Origin of the sequence: Pseudomonas izuensis, assembly GCF_002356535.2 — a bacterium.
GTDB classification, from domain to species: Bacteria; Pseudomonadota; Gammaproteobacteria; order Pseudomonadales; family Pseudomonadaceae; genus Aquipseudomonas; species Aquipseudomonas izuensis.
In genome coordinates this window covers 6174799-6198483 of record NZ_AP017423.2, presented here as the reverse complement: position 1 = coordinate 6198483, position 23685 = coordinate 6174799, and the positions used below count along the sequence as shown (strand labels likewise).

General features: G+C 59.8%; 18 protein-coding genes and 1 tRNA gene. 5 read left to right on the top strand and 14 right to left on the bottom strand.

Going from position 1 to position 23685, the window contains the following annotated elements; genetic code table 11:
• Window positions 1-127 precede the first annotated feature (127 nt).
• The 6 genes from pqqB to LAB08_RS27775 all read right to left on the bottom strand — a co-directional run bounded on the left by pqqB (window position 128) and on the right by LAB08_RS27775 (window position 7009).
• Window positions 128-1039: a pyrroloquinoline quinone biosynthesis protein PqqB gene (gene pqqB, locus LAB08_RS27800; RefSeq protein ID WP_096514649.1), complete on the bottom strand. Its 912-nt coding sequence runs from the start codon at window positions 1037-1039 to the stop codon at window positions 128-130.
• 99 nt (window positions 1040-1138) lie between these two features.
• Window positions 1139-1213: a pyrroloquinoline quinone precursor peptide PqqA gene (gene pqqA, locus LAB08_RS27795; protein WP_003194766.1), complete on the bottom strand. Its 75-nt coding sequence runs from the start codon at window positions 1211-1213 to the stop codon at window positions 1139-1141.
• A gap of 155 nt (window positions 1214-1368) precedes the next feature.
• Complete coding sequence (gene pqqF, locus LAB08_RS27790; RefSeq protein ID WP_096514651.1) at window positions 1369-3789, bottom strand: pyrroloquinoline quinone biosynthesis protein PqqF; 2421 nt, start codon at window positions 3787-3789, stop codon at window positions 1369-1371.
• Between the two features lie 38 nt (window positions 3790-3827).
• Window positions 3828-4622, bottom strand: coding sequence for a carbon-nitrogen hydrolase family protein (locus LAB08_RS27785; RefSeq protein ID WP_096514654.1), 795 nt, complete (start codon window positions 4620-4622; stop codon window positions 3828-3830).
• A gap of 12 nt (window positions 4623-4634) precedes the next feature.
• Entirely contained in the window at window positions 4635-6317 is a 1683-nt protein-coding gene (locus LAB08_RS27780) for a flavin monoamine oxidase family protein (protein ID WP_096514656.1), read from the bottom strand.
• Between the two features lie 230 nt (window positions 6318-6547).
• Complete coding sequence (locus LAB08_RS27775) at window positions 6548-7009, bottom strand: Lrp/AsnC family transcriptional regulator (protein WP_007980298.1); 462 nt, start codon at window positions 7007-7009, stop codon at window positions 6548-6550.
• Between the two features lie 178 nt (window positions 7010-7187).
• On the opposite strand from LAB08_RS27775, the gene LAB08_RS27770 reads away from it, so the two are divergent.
• Complete coding sequence (locus LAB08_RS27770) at window positions 7188-9542, top strand: glucose/quinate/shikimate family membrane-bound PQQ-dependent dehydrogenase (protein WP_096514658.1); 2355 nt, start codon at window positions 7188-7190, stop codon at window positions 9540-9542.
• A 105-nt stretch (window positions 9543-9647) separates the two neighbouring features.
• Entirely contained in the window at window positions 9648-10307 is a 660-nt protein-coding gene (locus tag LAB08_RS27765; RefSeq protein ID WP_172901643.1) for a peptidase M41, read from the top strand.
• A 58-nt stretch (window positions 10308-10365) separates the two neighbouring features.
• Here LAB08_RS27765 and LAB08_RS27760 read toward each other — a convergent pair whose 3' ends face one another.
• The 6 genes from LAB08_RS27760 to rpsU all read right to left on the bottom strand — a co-directional run bounded on the left by LAB08_RS27760 (window position 10366) and on the right by rpsU (window position 19567).
• On the bottom strand, window positions 10366-10653 hold the full coding sequence (locus LAB08_RS27760; protein WP_096514660.1) for a DUF3077 domain-containing protein: 288 nt from the start codon (window positions 10651-10653) through the stop codon (window positions 10366-10368).
• Window positions 10654-11024: 371 nt separating this feature from the next.
• Window positions 11025-11101: transfer RNA gene (locus LAB08_RS27755), tRNA-Ile, on the bottom strand.
• Window positions 11102-11116: 15 nt separating this feature from the next.
• Window positions 11117-14863 (bottom strand): bifunctional diguanylate cyclase/phosphodiesterase, encoded by a 3747-nt coding sequence (locus LAB08_RS27750; protein ID WP_096514662.1) that lies wholly within the window; start codon window positions 14861-14863, stop codon window positions 11117-11119.
• A gap of 124 nt (window positions 14864-14987) precedes the next feature.
• Entirely contained in the window at window positions 14988-16835 is a 1848-nt protein-coding gene (rpoD, locus tag LAB08_RS27745) for an RNA polymerase sigma factor RpoD (RefSeq protein ID WP_096514664.1), read from the bottom strand.
• Window positions 16836-16902: 67 nt separating this feature from the next.
• Entirely contained in the window at window positions 16903-18873 is a 1971-nt protein-coding gene (dnaG, locus tag LAB08_RS27740) for a DNA primase (protein ID WP_096514666.1), read from the bottom strand.
• A gap of 478 nt (window positions 18874-19351) precedes the next feature.
• Entirely contained in the window at window positions 19352-19567 is a 216-nt protein-coding gene (rpsU, locus tag LAB08_RS27735; RefSeq protein ID WP_002551877.1) for a 30S ribosomal protein S21, read from the bottom strand.
• Window positions 19568-19766: 199 nt separating this feature from the next.
• On the opposite strand from rpsU, the gene tsaD reads away from it, so the two are divergent.
• Window positions 19767-20795 carry a tRNA (adenosine(37)-N6)-threonylcarbamoyltransferase complex transferase subunit TsaD gene (tsaD, locus tag LAB08_RS27730; protein WP_096514668.1) on the top strand — a complete coding sequence of 343 codons (1029 nt, stop codon included), beginning with the start codon at window positions 19767-19769 and terminating at the stop codon, window positions 20793-20795.
• A gap of 20 nt (window positions 20796-20815) precedes the next feature.
• On the opposite strand, the gene plsY is transcribed toward tsaD, so the two are convergent.
• Complete coding sequence (gene plsY, locus LAB08_RS27725; protein ID WP_096514670.1) at window positions 20816-21385, bottom strand: glycerol-3-phosphate 1-O-acyltransferase PlsY; 570 nt, start codon at window positions 21383-21385, stop codon at window positions 20816-20818.
• A 74-nt stretch (window positions 21386-21459) separates the two neighbouring features.
• On the opposite strand from plsY, the gene folB reads away from it, so the two are divergent.
• Together folB and folK are read left to right on the top strand one after the other, a co-directional pair.
• On the top strand, window positions 21460-21816 hold the full coding sequence (gene folB, locus LAB08_RS27720) for a dihydroneopterin aldolase (RefSeq protein WP_008051601.1): 357 nt from the start codon (window positions 21460-21462) through the stop codon (window positions 21814-21816).
• Window positions 21807-22325: a 2-amino-4-hydroxy-6-hydroxymethyldihydropteridine diphosphokinase gene (gene folK, locus LAB08_RS27715; RefSeq protein WP_096514672.1), complete on the top strand. Its 519-nt coding sequence runs from the start codon at window positions 21807-21809 to the stop codon at window positions 22323-22325. The genes folB and folK overlap by 10 nt, the downstream gene beginning before the upstream one ends.
• An 82-nt stretch (window positions 22326-22407) precedes the next feature.
• Here folK and LAB08_RS27710 read toward each other — a convergent pair whose 3' ends face one another.
• Window positions 22408-23637, bottom strand: a complete 1230-nt coding sequence (locus tag LAB08_RS27710) for a multifunctional CCA addition/repair protein (RefSeq protein ID WP_096514674.1) — start codon at window positions 23635-23637, stop codon at window positions 22408-22410.
• Window positions 23638-23685 lie beyond the last annotated feature (48 nt).

The window sequence follows — 23685 nt, the reverse complement described above, 5'->3', positions numbered from 1 at the left end:
TCCGGGGAACAACCGGTGGAATCCTGGGTGTCTGCTCGGGCCTCTTCGCTGGCAAGCCAGCTCCCACAAGGATCTGTGGCGTACACAAAACCTGTGGGAGCTGGCTTGCCAGCGATGGGGCCATTCGCTACAGCACAATACTCATGCCGTCATACGCCACTTCCACACCGCGCCGCTCCAGTTCCGCGCGCTCTGGCGAGTCCTCATCGAGAATCGGGTTGGTGTTGTTGATGTGGATCAGGACCTTGCGCGGCTCGGGCAGTTGCTCGAGCACCTCGAGCATGCCGCCGGGACCGTTCTGCGCCAGGTGACCCATCTCCCGGCCGGTGCGGGTGCCGACGCCACGGCGCTGCATTTCGTCGTCGTCCCACAGCGTGCCGTCCACCAGCAGGCAATCGCTGTCGGCCATGATCGCCAGCAACGGTGCATCGACCTTGCCCAGGCCCGGTGCGTAAAACAGTTTACCGCCGGTGCTCAGGTCCTCGACGATCAGGCCGATGTTGTCGCCCGGGTGCGGGTCGAAGCGGTGCGGCGAGTAGGGCGGCGCGGCGCTGCGCAAGGGCAGTGGGGTGAAGCGCAGGTTCGGGCAGGCCGGGACGCTGAAACTCTGATCGAGTTCGATGCGGTTCCAGGTCAGGCCGCCATTCCAGTGGCTCAGCATGTTGAACAGCGGGAAGCCGCTGCTCAGGTCTTCGTGGACCATGTCGGTGCACCAGACCTGATGCGGGCAACCTTCGCGCAACATGAGCAGACCGGTGGTGTGGTCGATCTGGCTGTCCATCAGGATGATCGCGCCGATGCCGGTATCGCGCAGGGCACGGCCCGGTTGCATCGGGGCGAAGCTCTGCAGTTGCGCGCGGATGTCCGGCGAGGTGTTGCACAGCACCCAGTTCACGCCGTTATCGGAAATCGCGATGGACGACTGGGTCCGCGCCTGGGCCCGCAGGCTGCCGTCGCGAAAGCCGGCGCAGTTCACGCAGTTGCAGTTCCACTGGGGGAAACCGCCGCCGGCGGCGGAACCTAGAATCTGGACAAACATGGGTGCTCCATCATTGCAACGCGGAAAATAAAAGCAACGCTGAAAATAAAACGCCTCGGATGACCGAGGCGTTGAACTGCGATTCTGCCAGGGCAGAGATCAGCGGCTGGCGAAGTACATGGTGACTTCAAAGCCGATACGCAGGTCGGTGTAAGCAGGTTTGGACCAAGTCATGGGAGCGCTCCTTCAGGTGATGGGACAGTTGAGACCTATACATATAGTCCACCTCCGGCGGGAGATGTTCAGATAGTTAGGTAGCTATGTTACTCAAAATTTCAGAATAATTGGCTGCAAATGTTCGAGAAAGTTAATTGCAGCCTTGGTAATGATCATTTTGCCACTTGCCAGGGCGAGCCAGGGCAAGTGCCGCTGGACAGACAGCGCCAACCGCCCTCGGCTTGAATCAAGCGCTGGGCGGCGGCGATGAGTGCGGGCCGATCAATCATCAGGATTGCCTCGGGCAATTGCGTCAGATAATCCGACGAGCGGCCGGCGAGTTTGCCCTGCCAGAGCAGTTCGGCAGCCTGGGCGCTGGGCAATGCGGCGCTGGTGAACTGATCGGCCAAGGCCTGGCGCAGGGCGATGAAATCCGCGTCATCGATGTCGCGAATCCTGTCCGGCAATCCTTTGAGGAACTGCTCGATATGTTGCAGCAGATCCACCGGCGTCACGTTCGGCGATTGCACGCCAAACAGCTGCCCGGTTTGCCCGTGCATTTGGCGCAGGGCGCTGAACACCGCGTAGCCGAGTTGCAACTCCACCCGCAGACGCTGGTAAAACGGCGTCTGACAGAGGTGTGCCAATAAGCGCCACGCGGCTTCGTCAGCGATATCCGTGGATGCGGTCGGGCAGAACAGCAATAACGCATGTTCGTTTGAGCCGGTATCCAGGGTGCTCCAAAGGTGTTGCCCGTGGATCGACGGCGGTGGCGTCGGTTGATTGTCCGGTGTGCCGGGTATGCGGCTCAAGGCCAGACCCATTGCTGCCTGGGTCTGAGCCGACAGGCCAATCGCCAGTCCGTCCCAGCGCGCGCTCGACCAGAGTTGCTGCGCGTCATTCGAATCCGCAGTGGGCTCCAGAACGTGAGCGGACAATGCCTTGAGCAGCTGCCGGATCGGCATCAAGGCTGGCTCATCCTGTGTGAATTCGACAACAGGACTTGCCAGCGTTTTCAGCACGTACTCCAGAACGGTGGGCATCGGCTCCTGAAGCCCGGTCATCTTCAGCAGCCATTCGTTGCCCGAGGCGCTGAAAGAAAACTCCACGCCGGCCTGCCGGGCTTCATCGCGTAACGGTTGCAGGGTGTTTTCCAGTCGCCACTGGAGGCTGCTGCAGGGGGCGCAGTCCAGACGCCAGCGCAGATACAGCGCACCTTCTGCGCTGGTGTCCGGTAAGGCCTGACTGAACTGCATCGGCGAGCGTTCGCGACGGCTGCGTGAGCGATCCTGGGCAAAGGTGCGCAAACCACGGTGGGCGCTGGTCTGGCCGCGAATCAAACCAGCGTTGGCCGCGGGCGCTTCGGACCGCAAAAACGGATTGGGCGTCGGCAGTAGCCATTGGCCGGTGAAGTTATCCACAGCGCCGATTTGTTGCAGGATAGCCTTGAGGGCGGCCACTCCGTGTTCGGATAACCCGGTTTCCCGTTGTTCACTGTCCAGTCGTGCCAGTTGCAAGGCGCCGCTGACTTGCTGCTGGCGCTGGAGCAGGGTGGAGTATTCATTGCGCAACTCACTCCAGCCTTGTCTGGCGAAGAAGCTCAGCCAATCCATGAGCTGTTCGCGAATCGCCATTGGCTGAGCATTGGCGCTCAGTGTGAATTCGATGTGCAGCAGGGCTTGCCCGGCGAAGTGATACAACGGCGCTGCTCTCAGCTGTTGGGCCAGCCCATGTTTTTGCAGTTCAGCCAGCAGCCCTCCGGGTTTCGCCGCGTTCAGCCAATGACACAGGAACGCCAAGGCTTCCGGGGATGACGCGGGCAGCGCTTCGAGCGCGAATACCAGATCCAGCCGACAGTCGTTCACCTGTTGATAACTTCTCTCCAACGCGTCCATCAGTGGTGCAGTCGGTTGTTGCGGGACCTTTTTGCCCCCGGGGATGGCATCCGCGAACACTTGGGCCAGCGCCTTCAATTCTTCGGGGGATTGAGGGCCCACCAGGCTCAACGTCATCTGTCCGGCCTGATAAAACCGCTGATGGAAATCCTGCAACGCTTGCTGAAAATCAGGTTGCGACACCGGCAGACTGTCGCGGTTGCCTGCGTGAAAACCGCGTAGCGGATGAGTTTTTGACAGGCCACCCAACAGCGAAAATTGCTGTTGGGCCGTCTCATCTTGCGACCACGCGACAAATTCCGCCTGAAGAACTTCCCGTTCCCGCTGCTGATCGTCCGGATTCATACGCGGATGGGCGAGCATGTCTGACAGGCGCTCCAGACCGCCGCTTAAAAACTGAGGCGGTAACTCGAAAAAATAGTCGGTGGTGCGCTCGCTGGTCTGCGCGTTCACCTGTCCGGCGTGACTCTGGACGTAGGCCATCAGCCCTTGGCTGGCGGGAAAACGCTCGGTTTTCAGAAACAGCAGATGCTCAAGAAAGTGCGCCAGGCCTGGCCATTCCAGCGGCACATCATGGCTGCCGGCGGCGACCCGCAACGCCGCAGCGGCGCGCTTCAGATCGGGCGCAGAACGCAACGTTACCTGCAGACCATTGGCCAGGGTTTCAGTGTGGGGGCGAGGGTGATTCAGCGCAGGCATGGGCACTTCCAGAACAGTGAAGTGCCAATGCTAGCGGATTAGCGCTTGTTCAGCGCGCCGTAAAGCTCTGGGCGGCGATCGAGCAAATAGCGATTGGCGGCGCGGGACTCGACCATCAATTGACGATCCAGCTCCCCGACGATCAGCGCTTCATCGAGGCCGGCCTGGGCGATGCGGCTGCCATCCGGCGCGGCAATGCTGCTCTGGCCGCAATAGTGGATATCGCCTTCCTGCCCACAGTAGTTGGCGTAGGCCACATAACACTGGTTTTCGAAGGCGCGGGAGCGGACGGTGACGTCGGCGACGAAATCGAAGGGAATCATGTTCGCCGTCGGCGCCAGAATCAGCTCGGCACCGTCGAGGGCCAGACGCCGCGCGTTCTCCGGAAATTCCAGGTCGTAACAGATCAGGAAACCAAGCTTCCAGCCGTTGAGTTCAACCACGGGAAATTCGTTGGTGCCGGGGCTGAACATCGAGCGGTCAAGATCACCAAACAAATGGGTCTTGCGGTAATTGCAGACGCGCTCGCCCTGGGCGTCGATCAGCTGCACAGCGTTGTAGATCTGCCCGTCCTCGGTACGTTCGGGATAGCCATACAAGATGGCGATCCCGGCGGTCCGGGCGATGCGCGCGATCTGCTGCGCCGACTCACCGTTGTGCACCTCCGCCAGCACGCTGACGGCATCGAAGCCGATGTTGTATCCGGTCAGGAACATCTCCGGCAGCACCAGCAAATCGGCGCCTTTGGCTTCCTGTGCCAGCTGCCGCAGACGTTGCAGGTTGCCGGCGACGTCCAGAGGCAGCGGTGGACATTGGTAAAGGGCTACGCGCATCAGGGATTCCTCTTACTCGGGCAGGGCGATAGGGCCTATGTCTTTGAACACGTCACCCGGGCCCGGGTTCTCTTTATGTGTCGCGCCGCCGAAATGCTTCATGATGCCCCACACCGCGTTGAGGGATGTCTGCACCGCGCCTTCGACCCAGGCCGGCGTCCATGAAACGTCGTCGCCGGCGATGAAAATCCCACGCTGTTCAGCAGGCATGTCGTCCTGCATGAAATGCGCATACATGCGCTGGTTGTAGCGGTAATGGCCGGGCAGGGCACCTTTGAAGGCCCCGAGGAAGTGCGGGTCGGCTTCCCAGGACACAGTGATCGGATCGCCGATGATTCGTGCGGCAATGTCGACTTTCGGGTAGATCTTCTTCAACGCATCCAGCGCCAGTTTCACGCGCTTTTCCACCGGGTGCGGCAGCATTTTCAGCGCATCGCTCATCCACGAGTACGACAGGCAGATCACCCCCGGCTTGTCGTCGCCGTTGTCGAACAGGTAGGTGCCGCGGGTCAGGCGATCGGTGAGGGTCATGCTCATCAGGTCGCGTCCGGTTTCCGGGTCCTTGTCCTTCCAGAACGGGCGGTCGACCATCACGAAGGTTTTCGACGATTGCATGTAGCGGGTGCGGTCCAGGGCCATCCACATCTTTTGCGAAAACAGGCTTTCGTCGCATTCGATCTGGGTGGTCAGCAGCCAGCTTTGGCAGGTGGTCAGCACCGCGGCGTACTCGCGGGTGTCGCCGTTGTTGTCGGTGACTGCAAAACGGCCGCCCGGTGCGTGGGCGATTTTCTTCACCCCGGAGCGTGGAGCGCCCCGGTGCAACGATTTGAGGCTGGTGCCTTGTGGCCAGTGCACGCAGCGTTCCGGCTCATGGCGCCAGATGCCTTGCGGCACTTGTTCCACGCCGCCGACCACCAGATGCTGGTGATCGTCGCAGTTGGTCATCACCACCCGGAAGATTTCCAGCATCGAGTTAGGGAAGTCCGAGTCCCAGCCACCGGTGCCGAAGCCGACCTGGCCGAACACTTCGCGGTGATGGAACGACAGTTTGGCGAAGGCCTTGGAGGTGGCGACGAAATCGTAGAAGGTGCGGTCATCCCACAGCGGCACGAGGGTGTTCCACAGCTCCTTGAGGCGCGGTACGTCGCGGTCGCGGATGGCTTGCTGGATGTCGGAGAACTGCGAACCGGCTTCCAGGGCATCGGCCCAGGCGTCAGCCACTTCCTGGAACAGCGCAGGAAGATCCGCCAGTTTCTGTGCGTAATGGGTCTTGCCTTCCAGATCGATGACGGTGCTGCCGGAGGCAGGAGTCAGCGGGTTAGGGAAGGGTTTGGTCTCAAGGCCCAGCTTGTCGACGTAGTGATAGAAGGCGGTGGACGACACCGGAAAACGCATGCCGCCCAACTCGGCGACGATGCCATCGGTGCCGTTGAACGCCTGGGAGCGCAGACGACCGCCCATCTTCGAGGCTTCGTAGACGACGGGCTTGAGGCCGAGCTTCATCAGTTCGTAAGCGGCCACCAGCCCCGCGATGCCGGCGCCGACAATCGCCACTTCGGCACCGTGATTGTGCTCGGGAATGCTGCCCAGGCCGGCCGGGTGTTCGATCCAGTCGTCGAAGGCGAAAGGAAAGTCCGGACCGAAAATGGTGACTGGTTTTTTACCGTCTGCAGGATGGCGATTGTTCTTGTTCATGGCTGACCTTGCTGGCGACTCGACGGGGAACGCGCGTCTGAGTATAGGAAAAGATGTCAGCCATTCTAGAGAGCGTACAGCACGTTAATAAGACGCAAAGTGTCGTCGTTTTGCTAATTAACCAGTCAATATGACGATTAAATTAATCGAATTGACAATGAGTGCCCTTGTGGGAGCGAGCCTGCTCGCGAAAACGCCAGTCCAGACACCACCCATTCAGGGCTGAAAACTCAAACCGGCTGCCCCCGATCAATCTTGCTACTCAAGATGATCGAAGTCGTGGTCTTCTCCACCCCATCCACACTGCCGATCTGATCCAGCAACTGATCCAGTTGCTCCGGCGAGTCCGTGCGCAGCCACGCCACATAATCAAATTCGCCACTGACCGCACATAACTGCTGCACTTGAGCCATGGCGCTCAACCTGCGCAATACCTCCTTGCCGGAACGCGGTTGGACCGTGATCCCCACATACGCCTGCAACCCGCCATCCACCACCCGCTGGCCAAGGCGCACGCCGTAACCGGTAATCACCTTGGCCTTTTCCAGCCGCGCCAGGCGCGAAGTCACGGTGGTGCGCGCGATACCCAGTTGCCGGGCAAGCATGGCCACGCTTTCGCGGGCGTTGATCTGCAGGGCGGCAATCAACTGGCGGTCGATTTCGTCGAGAACGGGTGGGCGAGTGTCAGGCAAAGGGGGCATCTCCAGCGGTACAGATCGGTGGATGAACATGTTACAGGCACATCCCCCCGCAACGGATCCTTGATCTGAATTCACGACCGTTCATGCCATTCCTGACTGCGACAATTTGCCATAAGTAACTAGGTAGTACATTATTCCGCGCTTGTCACAAATGGGGATAATTACCGACATGAATAATTCTGGGGCTGCCGCCGGCAGCAAATGGGTGCTGGCGGGGCTGGGTGTGCTGATCGCACTGATCGGTCTGGGCCTTGCAGGAGGCGGTGGTTACTTGATCGCACTGGGCGGCAGTTGGTACTTCCTGCTGATGGGCCTGGCGATGATGGCTTCCGGGTTAATGATCGCTCGCCGCAAGCCGAAGGGGGCGTGGCTGTATGGCCTGGCGTTGATCCTGACGGCGATCTGGGCGGTGTGGGATGCCGGTTTCGAGTATTGGCCGCTGGTCTCGCGCGTGCTGACTTTCGCCGTGATCGGCCTGGTCATCGCGTTGATCTACCCAACGCTGGTGCGCGCTTCGGGCGCGACCGCTGGGCGTGGCGCTTATGGCCTGGCCGGCATCCTGGGCCCTTGTGTCGTCGCAACGATGGCCTACATGTTCGTGCCGACCCACGTGGTCAAGGCCAGCAGCGAACCCGCGGTAACGCCGGTCGCACCGGGCACCGAACAGAAAGACTGGGCGCACTGGGGCAACACCACCGCCGGTAATCGCTTTGCCGCGCTGGATCAGATCAACAAAGGCAACATCGACAAATTGCAGGTGGCCTGGACCTTCCGCACCGGCGACATCCCGCAAAGCACCGGCGCCGGCGCCGAAGACCAGAACACCCCGCTGCAAATCGGTGACACGGTCTATACCTGCACCGCCTACGGCAAGGTTTTCGCCCTGGATGCCGACACGGGTGCCCAGCGCTGGAAGTTCGACCCGCAAGGCACCGCGCCCAACTGGCAGCGTTGCCGTGGCCTGGGTTATTCCGAAACCCCTGCCTCTTCGGACAACCAAACTACAGCCTGTACGAAACGTCTTTTCCTGCCGACCGGCGATGCGCGCCTGATCGCCATCAATGCCGAAACCGGCAAGCCCTGCGAAGAGTTCGGCAACCGGGGCACCGTCGATCTGACCACCGACATGGGCGAAGTGAAGCCCGGTTACTACCAGCAAACCTCGACGCCATTGGTCGCTGGGGATGTAGTAATCGTCGGCGGTCGCGTGGCCGATAACTATTCCACCGGCGAGCCGCCAGGCGTGGTGCGTGCCTACGACGTGCGCAGCGGTGAACTGGTATGGGCGTGGGATCCGGGCAATCCGAACACCACCAAACGCCCTCCGGCCGGTCAGACGTATACCCGTGGTACGCCGAACGTGTGGTCGGCCATGTCCTACGACGCCAAACTCGGTCTGGTTTACCTGCCGACCGGTAACGCCACCCCGGACTTCTTCGGGGGACAGCGCACCGAGTTCGATGACAAGTGGAACTCGTCCATCGTCGCCATCGACGTGAAGACCGGACAAGTGCGCTGGCACTTCCAGACCACTCACCACGACCTGTGGGACTTCGACCTGCCGGCGCAACCGCTGTTGTACGACGTGCCTGACGACAAGGGCGGTATTCAGCCAGCCCTGGCGCAAGTCACCAAGCAGGGCGAGATCTTCCTGCTCAACCGTGAAACCGGCGTGCCGATAGCGCGGGTCGAAGAGCGCCCGGTGCCGCAAGGCCATGTGCCCGGCGAACGCTACTCGCCGACCCAGCCGTTCTCGGTGGACATGCCGTCAATCGGCAATAAAACCCTGACCGAAGCCGACATGTGGGGCGCCACGCCGTTCGACCAGTTGATGTGCCGCATCCAGTTCAAAGGCATGCGCCACGAAGGCGTCTACACCCCGCCGGGCATGGACCGCGCCCTGCAATTCCCGGGCTCGCTGGGGGGCATGAACTGGGGCAGCGTCTCGGTCGATCCGAACACGAATTACATGTTCGTCAACGACATGCGCCTGGGCCTGGCCAACTACATGATCCCGCGCGACAAAATCGGCGCCGGGGCCAGCGGTATCGAAATGGGCGTGGTGCCGCAGGAAGGCACGCCGTTTGGCGCCATGCGCGAGCGCTTCCTTTCGGCGGTCGGCATTCCGTGCCAGAAACCGCCGTTCGGCACTATGTCCGCCATCGACCTCAAGACCCACAAACTGATGTGGCAAGTCCCGGTGGGCACCGTGCAAGACACCGGCCCGCTGGGCATTCGCATGCACTTGCCGATCCCGATCGGCATGCCGACCCTCGGCGCGTCCCTGGCCACCCAGTCGGGCCTGCTGTTCTTCGCTGGCACCCAGGACTTCTACCTGCGCGCCTTCGATACCGGCAACGGTAACGAGATCTGGAAATCGCGCTTGCCGGTGGGCAGCCAGTCCGGGCCGATGACGTACGTTTCGCCGAAAACCGGCAAGCAGTACATCCTGCTGACGGTGGGCGGTGCGCGTCAGTCGACGGATCGTGGGGACTACGTGATTGCCTATGCGTTGCCCAAGTAAGGGCTGATCCCAGGTACGAAAAAGCCGCGCCACTGCGCGGCTTTTTTCTGTGTGAAATTTCAGTAAAGCTACAGTCACTCGTAGTTGAACGGGAGATCCAGCGTGATGGACGTGAAGAAAATGCCTCCTGCTGTGCGGGACCATGCCTTGCAGATCGCTAATCATGAAATGGGGCATTACGTCGTGGCTCGGGCGCTGGGGTTTGAAACGGGGGGAGTGACCCTGACAGTGGCCATGGACCTGAGGCATAAGGGGGGCGCCTGTATCACCCTGTCGCGATCGATTTCGTCGTTGCAAGCGATGAAGGCGTACCTGGAAGACCGGATCATGGTCCTCTATGCCGGCGCCATGGCGCAGACATTACCTTGCGTCCAGGCACGGGAAAAACGCGTCGATCCATCGAGCGCGGCCGCCATCCTCAATGGCGCGTTTGGCGCGGAAAAGGATGACGCAAAAATCAGGGAACTGCGGCAGCTGCTGCGCAACATCACATTCCCCGATACGGATCCTGCGTCGTCGGACAGCGTCACCACCGAACTGAAGTCGATCCATGACCGCCTATGGTTGCGCACTCAAGAAATCGTCGAAGCGTTGGCCGGGACCATTACTGAACTCGGACAGGCGTTGGTAGAACGCATGGTCCTTGTGGAACAGTGGGGCAGGTCGGCGGATACCTACGAGGTAGTGTTGACGGGGGAAGTACTGAATCGGTTGACACCTGTAGGAGCGAGCTCGCTCGCGAAAATCGTGAACGATAACGCGTAAAACCAGATACCCAACGGTGCTCTCAGGTTTTTCGCGAGCAAGCTCGCTCCTACACGCATTAACCGATTGGCCGTCGCGTCAGCACCTTCACCACATCGTCGATCACTGCTTTGCTCATCGTCGTCAGATAGTGCGCGGCCCAGGCGTGTCGGTCGGAGTCTTGGGCGTAGGCGGCATCCACGGTCAGGGATTTGGCGAGGAACAGAAAGTCGGAGGCTTGGGCCAGGGCGTCGGCGATGGGGACGTCGCGGCAGACGTGGAACAAAGGCTGGTCAGAGAGATACAGGAAAGGGGTGAAGCCGACGGTTTTTAACTCTGAGGGTTCGGACGTATTTGTTTTAGTCATGGTACAGCTCCTAATTTGGAATGCTGTCACATTCGTTTCCAAGCGAATGGGTGACAGCTGTGCGCAGGTTGGAAAACCGGGAAATTAGGAAACCGGCACGCCCTAAGACGTCCCACGCACAGCCGCCATAACTTGATGGGCAAGCATTGCGTCCAATTTCATCGGGTTTCCAAGCCCGACCGCTGCATGTGGCAGCGACGTCCGGAGACTATCCCGTCGAAGAAAAGCGCAACAAGGCGGCAAAGTGCCCAAAAGCAAGATTCGGAGTTTGCCTACAAGGCCTTACGGCGTCATCCGATATTGCTACGCAGGAAGTAAACAAAACCAAACGCCAGACACGAAAAAGCCGCGCATTGCGCGGCTTTCTAGTTTGGTGGGCCCACACGGACTTGAACCGTGGACCAAAGGATTATGAGTCCTCTGCTCTAACCAACTGAGCTATAGGCCCTCAGTAGGCCGCGGATTATAGCGACGGTTTCGCGGCTGTGCTATCCGAAAAATCCAATACGGCTGTACGAAGAAATGTCGCGGCGAATTCGTCGGGGGGCAGGGGCAGGCTGACGATGTAGCCCTGGATCTGCTCACAACCCTCATAGGCCAGGAATTGCTGCTGCGCCTGGGTTTCGACGCCTTCGGCAATCACGGTGAATTGCATGCTGCGGCCGAGTGCGATGATGGCGCGCACGATGGCGACATCGTGGGGATCGTCCGGCAAACCGCGAACGAACGACTGGTCGATCTTGAGGATGTCCAGTGGCAGGCGTTTGAGGTAGCTCAAGGACGAGTAGCCCGTACCGAAGTCGTCGATTGCCAGTTGCACGCCCAGCTGTTTGAGTTGATGCAGCACGGCCAGCGCTTCTTCCGCCTGGCTCATGATGAAGTTTTCGGTGATTTCCAGTTGCAGGAACCCGGGTTTGAGGCGGTAGTCCTTGAGCAATTGCTCGATGCGGCTGAGCAGGTTCGGCTGGCGTAACTGAGCGCCTGCGAGATTGACCGACAGCGGGCCAAGGTCCATGTAGGTTTTGTTCCACTCGTGCATTTGCCGGCAGGCGGTCTCGAGCACCCAGTCGCCGATTTGCAGGATCATGCCATTTTCTTCGGCCAGGGAAATGAAGTGCTCCGGCGGCACGTCGCCAAAGGTCGGGTGGCGCCAGCGAATCAGTGCTTCGGCCCCGACCAGGCGATAGTCGTCGAGGCTGATCTTCGGTTGATAGTAGAGGTGCAGCTCATTGCGCTCGATGGCGCGTCTCAGTTCGTGTTCCAGCGCTACGCGTTCGCTGGCTTGCGCTGTGAGGTCGCAGGTATAACTTTCGACCCGGTTACGGCCCTTGGCTTTGGAGCGGTACATCGCCGCGTCGGCGTTCTTGATCAGTGTGGCGACATCGCAACCGTCCTGTGGATAAAGACTGGTGCCGATGCTGGAGCTGATGAAGAACTCGTGCTCACCGGCCTGGAACGGTGCGGTGAAGCAATTGAGCAGTTTGGTGGCGATGTTGTCGGCGTCGCTGGGCTGCTGCAGGCCGGGCAGCAGGATGATGAACTCATCGCCACCCAGGCGTGCCACGGTATCGATGTCACGCAACTGTTCCTTGAGGCGCACGGCAATGCCCTTGAGCAACAGATCGCCAACCGGGTGGCCGAGGCTATCGTTGATGTGTTTGAAACGGTCCAAATCGAGGAACAGCACCGCACCTTGACCACCGTTTTCCCTGTGGGTGTTGAGTGCGGTCAACAAACGGCTTTCGAACAGCGTGCGGTTGGGCAGGCCGGTCAGCGGGTCGTGGTGGGCTTGATAGTCGAGTTTGGCCTGGGCGTGCTTGAGGCTGGAAATGTCGGCGAACACCGCCACGAAGTGGGTGATGAACTTGTCCCGGTTGCGCACCGCGCTGATGGTGAGCCAGCTCGGGTAGAGCTCGCCGTTCTTGCGCCGGTTGGAAATCTCGCCTTGCCAGTGCCCTTCGGCAGTCAGCTGGTGCCACATGGCGGCATAGAACGCGCTGTCATGCAGGCCCGAGGCAAGCAGGCGCGGGGTATGGCCCAGTGCTTCGCTTTCGCTGTAGCCGGTGATCTCGGTGAAGGCGCGGTTGACGGCGCTGATGTGCTGCTGGGTATCGGTGATCAATACGCCTTCGGCGGTGCTCTCGAACACCGTGGCGGCCTGTTGCAGCTTTTCCTGCATCAGGTGGCGCTCGGTGATGTCCCGGGCGATGGTCAGCATGCAGTCTTCGTCGCCAATGGGTAGTGGCCGACTGGACACTTCGCAGAGGCGGATCTGCCCGTCGCTGCGGCGGATATGGCAACTGAAATCACGGACGAAGCCATCGCGGTGCAGCAGGTCGAGCATCTGTTTGCGTTCGTTGAGGTTGACCCAGATCCCCAGATCCAGGGCCGAGCGATCCACCGACATTGCGCTGTTGAACCCGGTGATACGGCTGAAGCCTTCGTTGACTTCCAGCAGCAACCCATCACTCTGCCGAGACAGCAGCAAGCCGTCCGGGGATGCATGGAAGGCCTTGGCAAATTTCTCTTCGGAAGTTTGCAGTTGTTGTTGGGTTTCCTTGAGCTGGGTGATGTCGCGCACGACCACCACCAGTGCCGGGGTTGTGTCGAGGTCGAAGGGTTCGGCGGAGATCAGGCCGGTAAACACCTGGCCATTGCTGCGGCGAAAGGGCATCTCCAGGTTGCGGATGCTGCCGGCCTGCAGGCGCTGCAATAATCCCGGCCCCACACCGGGAACCCCCCAGATATTGAGGTCGGTGGCGGTCTGGCCGATGACGTCTTCGGCCCTGAGGCCGATCTGTTCTTCGAACGCTTCGTTGACCTCCAGCAGGCAGCCGTCGGAGAGCCGCGCGATGACCAGAATGTCCGGGCATTGCTGGAACACCGAAGCAAACTTCTGTTCCGACAGACGCAGCGCTTCTTCGGTGCGCTTGGTCTCGCTGATGTCGATCATCAGCCCGCGCATCACCGGTTCATGGCCGTGTTCGATCAGGCTGACGATATCGCGGACCCACAGGCAGCGCCCGTCAGCGGTGATAACCCGATAATCCAGGCTGTGATCACGTCCGGCCAGCACTTCGTGATCGCAGAAATTCTGCGCGCGGGTGAGGTCGGCGGGGTGAATGATGTTGCGCCAGAAACCTGGAATCAGCCAGTGGGACAGGGGATAACCCAGCAGATCCTCGGCGTGGGGCGATACATAGCTGTAGGTGAAGTCGCTCATTCGCGCTTCCCAGGCGATGGCCGAGAGGCTCTCCACCAGCCCGCGGTAGTGATATTCGCTGCTGCGCAGTTCCTGCTCCAGATCGATCCGGCGGGCAATTTCCGAACTCAGGCGGCGGTTGATGCGGATGACCGTCGCCAGCACGGTGACCAGCAGTAGCAGCCCTGGCAAGCCGTAAACCAGCAGATCGGACCAGAAAGTCCGGTGATCGAGGACGTTGCCGACCCAATGCTCCTGGATGGCGCTGATTTCTGCCGGGGTCATGTCCGCCAGGACTTTATCCAGGATGCTGACCAGCATCTTGTTGTTCGGGGGGACGCCCATGGCCAGTTGATAGCGATAGGGGGTTTCGCCGCTGACATACAAACCGTCCAGCCTGAGCTGGCGCAGGCTCCAGACGCTGGAAGCGAGATCGCCTACGACCGCATCCACTTCATCGGTGGCCAACGCCTGCAAAGCCGAACTGACGTTGGGCATGGCCACCAGATTCAGGTCGGGGTTGTGGGTGCGTAGCAACTCATGGGGCGCGTAGTTTTCCACCACGGCGATTTTCAGTCCGTACAGGTCCTCGATCTTGCGTGGTTGGGGGCCCCCGACATGGGCCAGGATGACAATCGGGAAATCCAGATAAGGACGGGTGAACGACAGATAAGCCTGGCGTTCCGGGGTCGACATGATGCCCGGCAAGAGGTCGAGCTTGCCTTGCCTGGCCTGCTCCAGCACAACCGTCCAGCTGACTGGCTCGATAGGCGTGAGTTTGACGGCCAATCGCTGACGGATCAGGTTGATATAGTCTGCCGCAAGACCCTGGTAACGCCCCTGATCGTCGCGAAATTCAAAAGGTGGCCAGGAGGCATCGACACCCAGTCGCAAGTCCGGGTGGGCCGCAAGCCAGCTACGTTCTTCGTCGGTTAGAGTCAGCGCGCCAGCCGTTGCGGTCCAGGTCATTAGCGACAGCAAAAAAAGCACGGTCGGCAGTCTGGGCATAACGGTCTCGTTATGGCTCGGGGGAATGTTTCGAGTGTAGACGGGCAAATCGGCGGGAGGGGCGTAGCAGGGGGATTTTATCGCCATAAAGCAAAACCCCCGGCCTGGGCCGGGGGTTTTGTGATCACTCGTCGAGGAAGGAGCGCAAATGCTCGCTTCTCGTCGGGTGGCGCAGCTTGCGCAACGCCTTGGCTTCGATCTGACGAATCCGTTCACGGGTCACGTCGAACTGCTTACCAACCTCTTCAAGCGTGTGGTCGGTATTCATGTCGATACCGAAGCGCATGCGCAGCACCTTGGCTTCACGGGCAGTGAGGCCGGACAGTACTTCGCGAGTCGCTTCCTTAAGGCTCTCTACGGTAGCGACATCGATTGGCGACTGCATGGTCGAGTCTTCGATGAAGTCGCCCAGATGGGAGTCTTCGTCATCACCGATCGGGGTTTCCATGGAGATCGGCTCTTTTGCGATCTTCAATACCTTGCGGATCTTGTCCTCAGGCATTTCCATGCGTTCGCCCAGCTCTTCCGGCGTAGGTTCGCGACCCATTTCCTGCAACATCTGCCGGGAAATACGGTTGAGCTTGTTGATCGTCTCGATCATGTGCACCGGAATACGGATGGTGCGGGCCTGGTCGGCGATCGAGCGAGTGATCGCCTGACGGATCCACCAGGTGGCATAAGTCGAGAATTTGTAGCCGCGGCGGTATTCGAACTTGTCTACCGCTTTCATCAAACCGATGTTGCCTTCCTGGATCAGATCGAGGAATTGCAGGCCACGGTTGGTGTACTTCTTGGCGATGGAGATCACCAGACGCAAGTTCGCTTCAACCATCTCTTTCTTCGCGCGGCGGGCCTTGGCCTCACCGATCGACATGCGACGGTTGATGTCCTTGATCTCGGCGATGGTCAAACCGGTTTCGGTTTCCAGCGCGGTCAGCTTTTGCTGGCAACGAATGATGTCCGGTTGCAGGCGACCAATGGCTTCAGCGTATTTGGCTTTGCCTTTGGCCAGAGCATCGGTCCAGCTTTCGTCGATTTCATTGCCCGGGAACTGGCGCAGGAAATCGGCACGCGGCATGCGTGCATCACGAACGCAGAGCTGCATGATTGCGCGCTCTTGCTGACGCAGGCGATCCAGGGCACTGCGAACACGCTCGACCAGGCCTTCGAATTGCTTCGGCACCAGTTTGATCGGCATGAACAGCTCGGCCAGGGCCAACAGTTCGGCAAGCGCCGCCTTGTTGTGGCGACCGTGCTTTTTCAGGGCCTTGCGGGTGATTTCCATCTGATCGGCCACAGCGCCAAAACGCTGCGCAGCGATGATCGGATCCGGACCGCTTTCGGCTTCTTCTTCGTCATCCGAGGCTTCGGCGTCTTCGTCGTCCGAGTCGTCGTCCGCTTTCGCGGCCTTCGCATCGATCGGCGGTGGCACTTCTGCAGCAGGTGGCGCAATACCGTCGTCCGGGTCGATATAACCGCTCAGGACGTCGGACAGGCGGCCACCTTCGGTGGTGACGCGAGTGTACTCGGAGAGAATATGCTCGACCGTGCCAGGGAAGTGCGCAATGGCGCTCATCACTTCACGGATGCCTTCCTCGATACGCTTGGCGATTTCGATTTCGCCTTCACGAGTCAGAAGCTCGACCGTACCCATTTCGCGCATGTACATGCGCACCGGGTCAGTGGTGCGACCGATATCGGTCTCCACCGCTGCCAACGCGGCGGCTGCTTCTTCCGCAGCGGCCTCGTCGGTATCGGCGTCGGCCAACATAAGGGCGTCCGCATCCGGAGCACTCTCGTGTACGGGGATCCCCATGTCGTTAATCATGCGGATGATGTCTTCCACCTGCTCCGGATCTGAAATATCCTCGGGCAGGTGGTCGTTGACCTCGGCGTAAGTCAGATATTTCTGCTCACGACCCAGTTTGATCAACTCAATAATACGAGACTGCTGTTGCGCTTTTCCGGACATAACACCCTATCCACTGAAGGTCTTGGCGGGCAAAAAACAAGCCGAGGATTATACCTGAGCTATGACCTCACGCGCCAGTTGAGGTCGGGTTTGATGCGGAAACATTCTGTTTTAAGAGGTCGCGCATCTGTTTTGCTATCTGAATTTGCTCTTCAGCCGATAAACCCGGCTGCCTGGCTTTCTTGATGAGTTCGTCGAGGGTCTGCGTATGCTGACCCGCGGATAATCTAGTAATGGTGTCTAAAAACTGTTGTTCAAGGTTGTCGCCGTCAATTAGCCACTCCTTTTCGGCGAGTGCTTTCAAGAGGCGCCCTTGCTCTGTGCCGTGCCAACGGGCCATCAACTGAATAGAGTTTAGCTTAGGATTTTTCTGCACAGCCTCGATCAAGGCGATTAGTACCTGAGCGTACGTATTGCTCTCGTTGGCAAAATGATCGGCACTCTCAACCTTGCCGGCCAATTGTGGATGGTGGATTAGCGTGCGCAACGCGATCAGCGTCGGCGCTTCTACCGCCACTGGCGTGCGCGGGGCATAGGATTCATCACGATCGCCGCGCTTGCCGTTTTTGCTCCAGGGTTTCTTGTCCCATTTCTTGCCGCCGGCCCCCGGTTTTTTCGGCGTCCACTCCTGCTGGGGCGCGTAGGCTTCCTGGGGTTGGTGAAAGTCGGCGTAGTCCGGCATGGCGTCGTAGTCCATGCCCGGGTCATAGGCCGGCGGCATGTCCTGAGGTGCGCTGTGCACCAGCTGGCTGACCGCTTCACCGCTCAAGCCTGTGATTTCCAGCAAGCGCTGGCGCATCAGGGTGCGCAGGTTGGCGCCCGGAACCTTGTCGATCAGCGGTGCCGCCAGGGTGGCCATATGGGCCTTGCCTTCGAGGGAGCGGGGATCGGCTTCTTCGGTCAATTGCTGGAAGAAATAGTCCGCCAATGGTTGGGCGTGCTGGTTGATGCGCGCGCGGAAGGCATCGGTGCCTTCGGAGCGGATCAAGGTGTCCGGGTCTTCGCCTTCGGGCAGAAACAGAAACCGTGCGCGACGGCCGTCCTGCAGGCTTGATAGCGTTGCTTCGAGGGCGCGCCACGCGGCGTTTCGGCCGGCCTGGTCGCCATCGAAGCAGAACAAAACGCTGGGCACCACACGGAACAGGCGCTTCAAGTGTTCTTCGCTGGTGGCTGTGCCGAGGGTTGCCACGGCGTTGCGCAGGCCCTGTTGGGCGAGGGCGATCACATCCATATAGCCCTCAACCACAATGATTTCATCGAGGTTGCGGTTGTTTTTACGGGCTTCGAACAGTCCGTAGAGTTCTTGACCCTTGTGAAACACCGGGGTTTCCGGGGAGTTCAGGTATTTGGGCTTATCGTCCCCCAATACCCGGCCACCGAAGGCGATGATCCGGCCGCGACTGTCGCGGATCGGGAACATCACGCGGTCGCGAAAGCGGTCGTAGCGCTTGCCTGTCTCGGCATTCTCCACCAACAGACCGGCGTCAATCATGGCTTTCTGTTGAAGGGTGTCGCTGCTCAAGTGCTTGTACAGATTGTCCCAGCCTGGCGGGGCGAAGCCGAGGCCAAAGTCGCGGGCGATTTCGCCGGTCAGGCCGCGGCCCTTGAGGTAATCGACGGCAGCCTTGCGCTGGGGATGGCTTTTGAGTGCCTGGCGATAAAAATCGGCGGCAGCGGTCAACAGAGGGTACAGCGGAGAATCGGTCGGTTGGCGCGGTTTGTGCGGACGGCCACTTTCTTCGCGGGGGATTTCCATGCCGGCGGCTTTGGCCAGTTCCTCGACAGCCTGGGGGAAGTCCAGGTTGTCGTGGTCCATGATGAAGCCGAGGGCATTGCCGCCAGCGCCGCAGCCGAAACAGTAATAGAACTGTTTGTCGGGGCTGACGCTGAATGACGGAGTTTTCTCTTTGTGAAACGGGCAGCAGGCGGTGTGGTTCTTGCCGGCTTTTTTCAGTTGCAGGCGCGAGCTGACCACATCGACGATGTCGGTGCGGTTCAGAAGGTCGTCAATGAAGCTCTGGGGAATTAGCCCGGCCATGGCGTTCTCGTCATCTGCGCTGAAAGGGGTCCGAAACGAATGGCGGCGAGCGCGGGTCGTTGTGTGAAGCACGCAAGGTGCGCGGCTCGACCGGTGTCGTCTGCATATTCGCTGTCGGGAAGTGTATCTGCCGAAAATTCACCGACGTTAATGCTTGTCAGTATTCGACTATTTGAAAGTGTTGCGCTGAATCCGGCTGCGACCAGTCAATGGTCTTGGATAGCTCATAGTTTGGCACGCAATAGATGCCTGGGCTGATCGTCGTGAGAGGAATCAGTGGGTGTGCTCGTCAGTAGCCTTGAAAGGCTCGTCAGAAAAGACGTGCACCGCTGGCAAAAAGCCAGGTCTGACGCGGTGAAGCAGATTTGTCTCGGTCGCATCTGCGGCTTCGACGGTGAAGCATCAAGCGTTTTACGCAAATGCCATAAGCCCGGCTGAGGGCCGGGCTTGGCAGAAGCTTGCTACGATCGTCTGTGTATTAGTACAGACGAACGGCGCGGCGCTGTTCGCGCTGAACTTTCTTGGCGTGACGCTTAACAGCGGCTGCTGCTTTGCGCTTACGCTCAGAAGTTGGCTTCTCGTAAAATTCGCGGCTACGAACTTCAGCCAGTACACCGGCTTTTTCGCAGGAGCGCTTGAAACGACGCAGAGCTACGTCGAAGGGTTCGTTCTCTTTTACTTTGACGGCTGGCATCCAGAGCTACCTTCATTCATTACCGGGGTCAACATCCTCGCGGCAAAAGAGCACTTGAAGACGTCGGTTTTTAAGGGTTGCGGATGTTAACCCCTCATCGCTCGGAATGCAAAGCCTCTGATCGAAAACCGCTGGTCGGGGCATCACGCGACGACTATTATGCGCGCCTTCGAATTCAGCCTAAACAAGGCGCAAACCCATGCTAGTACTGGGATTAGAAACCTCCTGCGACGAAACCGGTGTCGCACTTTACGACAGTGAACGTGGCCTGCTGGCCGACGCACTGTTCAGTCAGATCGACCTGCACCGTGCTTACGGAGGCGTGGTGCCGGAACTGGCTTCGCGCGATCACGTAAAGCGCATGCTGCCCTTGATTCGTCAGGTGTTGGCCGAAGCCGGCTGTGTGCCGACCGAGATCGACGCCATTGCCTACACTGCCGGTCCTGGCCTCGTGGGCGCGTTGTTGGTGGGGGCTTCCTGCGCTCAGGCGCTGGCCTTTGCCTGGGGCATTCCGGCACTGGGCGTGCACCACATGGAAGGCCATTTGCTGGCGCCTATGCTGGAGTCGCAGCCACCGGAATTTCCGTTCGTCGCTTTGTTGGTTTCCGGCGGTCATACGCAGCTGGTTCAGGTCGACGGAATCGGTCAATACACGCTGCTGGGCGAGACTCTGGACGACGCCGCGGGCGAAGCTTTCGACAAGACTGCGAAGATGATGGGCCTCAATTATCCGGGTGGCCCGGAAATCGCGCGTCTGGCGGAGCAGGGCGTTGCAGGGCGTTTCGTGTTTCCGCGCCCGATGTGCGATCGCCCTGGCCTGGATTTCAGCTTCAGCGGCTTGAAAACCTTCGCGTTGAACACCTGGCAGCAGTGCGTGAGCGCCGGGGACGACGGTGAGCAAGCCCGTTGCGACATCTCGCTGGCGTTCCAGCAGGCCGTGGTAGAGACTTTGACCATCAAGTGCAAGCGTGCCCTGAAGGCGGCTGGCATGAAGCGACTGGTGATCGCAGGAGGCGTGAGCGCCAACAAGGCGTTGCGTACTTCTTTGGAGAAGATGCTCGGCGACATGAAGGGCGATGTTTTTTATGCCCGCCCGCAGTTCTGTACCGATAACGGCGCAATGATCGCGTTCGCCGGCTGCCAGCGTTTGCAGGCCGGCCAGCAGGAAAGCCTGGCGATCAGCGTGCAGGCGCGCTGGCCGATGGAGCAGTTGTCGGCCTTGCGATGAGCTGCTTTCATGGCCGGCGCCTAAAAATGCCGTTCGCGCCCGGCAAACAGGTCGCGTAGATTGCCGCGATGACGCCAGACGATCAGTCCCGTGAGCGTGCTCATGGGCAGCAATGCCGCCGGTTCTTGCCAGGCCAGCAGTGGCAGGGTCAAAGGCGTGGCAATCAGGGCGGCCAGCGAGCTGGTGCGGGTCAGGTAGAACGTCAGCAGCCAGGCGCAGACCGCCATCAGCGCCGCGGGTGGATACAAGCCCAGCAACATCCCGGCAGCGGTGGCGACACCCTTGCCCCCGCGAAAGCGGAAATACAGCGGGAACAGGTGTCCGATGACGGCGCAGACGCCGATCCAGGCCTGATCCTGCAATGAAAGGCCTGCAACACCGGCGATCAGCACAGGCAGCAGTCCTTTGCAGAGATCGCCGAGCAACGTCAGGATGGCGAGTTTTTTACCGGCCAGGCGCAACATGTTGGTGGCACCGGCATTGCCCGAGCCACTCGAGCGTGGATCGGGGTTACCGGTCAGGCGGCTGAGCAAAATGGCAAAGGACAGAGAGCCGAGCAGGTAGGCGAGGATCGCCAATAACCAAAACATGCTAACTATTCCGGGCGAGGACGCCCTGATTCTAACGGCGCAATGCGCCCTTGTCGTGTAGCGGAGAAAAGTGCTTGGACAGAGTGTTTATCGAGGGCCTGGAAGTCGACACCGTGATCGGTGCCTACGACTGGGAGCGAGGCATCCGACAGTGCTTGCGTCTTGATCTGAGTTTCGCCTGGGATAATCGTCCGGCTGCCGCCGGCGACGACCTGACCCTGGCGCTCGATTACGCCAGTGTTTCGTCGCGGATCCAGGCCTTTGCCGAGCAGGCGCAGTTCCAGCTGGTCGAGACCTTTGCCGAGCGCCTGGTTGAAGTGCTGATGAGCGAATTCAAGATCACCTGGATGCGCCTCAAGCTGACCAAGCCAGGCGCGGTTCCTGCCGCTACCGGTGGCGTGGGCGTGGAGATCGAGCGCGGATGTCGCTGACTCAGGTGTATCTTGGGCTCGGTAGCAATATCGAGCGCGAATCCCATTTACGGGCCGGACTGGATGCCTTGGCAGGTTTTCTGGTGGACATCCATTGTTCGCCGGTCTTCGAAAGCCAGCCGGTAGGGATCAAGAGCGGGCCATTCTTCAATTTCGTGGTGTCGGCCTACACCGATCTGCCGCTGATGGAGCTCGATCGCCGGCTGAAATTCATCGAAGCCGACAATGGGCGCTATGCGCCGGATCGCAAGGGTTTGCCGCTGGATATCGATGTGCTGTTGTTCGGCGATCTGGTGGGTAACTTCGATGGCTTGATTCTGCCGCGGGCAGAAATTCTGAAAAATGCCTTTGTGTTGTGGCCGCTGTCGTTGATTGCGCCAGATCGAGTGCATTTGGGTGTAGGAAAAAGCTTTGCGACGCTTTGGGGTGAGGCACAGATCGATCAGGTGCTGGCGCCGGTGGCGTTTGAATGGCGCGGGGAGCAGTTAACGCCCTCGAATTTGTTGTGACAGTTATGACGCCATCGCGGCAAGCCCGCTCCCGCAGGTACGATGCAATCCCTGTGGGAGCGGGCTTGCCCGCGAAGCTTTTTCAGGTTGATGCACTTTCTTTGTAAGCCTTCAACGCCTTGAGTCGTTCACGCTTGATTGCCTCGCCCAGTTCTGGCCCCTTGAATCCTTTCTCCAGCAACGGCTGAACCGCCACCCCACGCGCCGCATTGGCCGCCCCGCGCAAATAATCCGCTTGTGGATAACTTCGCTGCTCCAGGCCTTCGCGTCCACGAGCGTCCATTTCGCACGCCGCGATGAACTCCTCGAACCGTTGCGGTCGTCGGTAAATGTCGAAACTTTGCAGCAGTTCCAGCAAGGTTGAGGGCTTCAATTCCAGGGCGCGATGACCGTGGGTGTGATACTCGCCCACCAGCAGCGCCAATTCCTGACAATCTCTGGGCGCCTTGAAGCGTTCGTTGACCGCCTTGATTAGTTTGAGTCCCTTGAACTCGTGGGCAATGTGCCGTGGCCATTCTTCCTGTGGCGTCAGCCCTTTGCCCAGGTCATGCAGCAGGCAGGCCCAGCGCACCGTCAGCGGTTGTTTATGTCGAGCCGCTTGCGCAAGTACGCTCAGGGTGTGCGCGCCGGTGTCGATTTCCGGGTGATGAGCCTCTGGTTGTGGCACCCCGAACAGTGCATCGATTTCCGGCATCAATTCTTTGAGTGCGCCACACGCGCGCAGCACTTCAATGAACACCTGTGGCCGGTTTTCCATCAGCGCACGAGAAATCTCTTTCCAGCTCCGTTCCGCCGTCAGTGCTTGAAGCTCGCCGGACTCGCTGAGTTGACGCATCAGCGCCAGCGTTTCCAGGGCAACGGTGAAACCCAATTCGGCATAACGCGCCGCAAAGCGGGCAACACGCAGAACTCTGAGGGGATCTTCAGCAAACGCGGGGGAAACGTGACGAAGAATGCGCGCTTCAAGGTCGCGTTGGCCGTGGTAGGGGTCGGTCAGGTTCTGTTGATCGTCCTCGGCCATGGCGTTGATTGTCAGGTCACGACGAATCAGGTCTTCTTCGAGTGTCACATCAGGGCTGGCGTGAAAAGTGAAGCCGCCATAACCGCGTCCACTTTTGCGTTCGGTCCTGGCGAGGGCGTACTCCTCACCGGTTTTGGGGTGAAGGAATACCGGGAAATCCGCGCCTACCGGGCGAAAGCCCTGGGCAAGCATCTCTTCGGTAGTGGCGCCGACCACGACCCGGTCGATGTCCGTGACAGGTATGCCCAGCAGGCGATCGCGTACCGCGCCGCCGACTTTATAAATCTGCATAAAAAACCTCCGTTAGCTCGACAGGATAACCGTTGCGTCGAGCTTTCG

Excerpts from the sequence above, each read along its gene's own strand:
- pqqB (WP_096514649.1), bottom strand. The coding sequence starts at position 1,039 with ATGTTTGTCCAGATTCTAGGTTCCGCCGCCGGCGGCGGTTTCCCCCAG.
- pqqF (WP_096514651.1), bottom strand. The coding sequence starts at position 3,789 with ATGCCTGCGCTGAATCACCCTCGCCCCCACACTGAAACCCTGGCCAAT.
- LAB08_RS27785 (WP_096514654.1), bottom strand. The coding sequence starts at position 4,622 with ATGCGCGTAGCCCTTTACCAATGTCCACCGCTGCCTCTGGACGTCGCC.
- LAB08_RS27780 (WP_096514656.1), bottom strand. The coding sequence starts at position 6,317 with ATGAACAAGAACAATCGCCATCCTGCAGACGGTAAAAAACCAGTCACC.
- LAB08_RS27770 (WP_096514658.1), top strand. The coding sequence starts at position 7,188 with ATGAATAATTCTGGGGCTGCCGCCGGCAGCAAATGGGTGCTGGCGGGG.
- LAB08_RS27765 (WP_172901643.1), top strand. The coding sequence starts at position 9,648 with ATGGACGTGAAGAAAATGCCTCCTGCTGTGCGGGACCATGCCTTGCAG.
- LAB08_RS27760 (WP_096514660.1), bottom strand. The coding sequence starts at position 10,653 with ATGACTAAAACAAATACGTCCGAACCCTCAGAGTTAAAAACCGTCGGC.
- LAB08_RS27750 (WP_096514662.1), bottom strand. The coding sequence starts at position 14,863 with ATGCCCAGACTGCCGACCGTGCTTTTTTTGCTGTCGCTAATGACCTGG.
- rpoD (WP_096514664.1), bottom strand. The coding sequence starts at position 16,835 with ATGTCCGGAAAAGCGCAACAGCAGTCTCGTATTATTGAGTTGATCAAA.
- dnaG (WP_096514666.1), bottom strand. The coding sequence starts at position 18,873 with ATGGCCGGGCTAATTCCCCAGAGCTTCATTGACGACCTTCTGAACCGC.
- rpsU (WP_002551877.1), bottom strand. The coding sequence starts at position 19,567 with ATGCCAGCCGTCAAAGTAAAAGAGAACGAACCCTTCGACGTAGCTCTG.
- tsaD (WP_096514668.1), top strand. The coding sequence starts at position 19,767 with ATGCTAGTACTGGGATTAGAAACCTCCTGCGACGAAACCGGTGTCGCA.
- plsY (WP_096514670.1), bottom strand. The coding sequence starts at position 21,385 with ATGTTTTGGTTATTGGCGATCCTCGCCTACCTGCTCGGCTCTCTGTCC.
- folK (WP_096514672.1), top strand. The coding sequence starts at position 21,807 with ATGTCGCTGACTCAGGTGTATCTTGGGCTCGGTAGCAATATCGAGCGC.
- LAB08_RS27710 (WP_096514674.1), bottom strand. The coding sequence starts at position 23,637 with ATGCAGATTTATAAAGTCGGCGGCGCGGTACGCGATCGCCTGCTGGGC.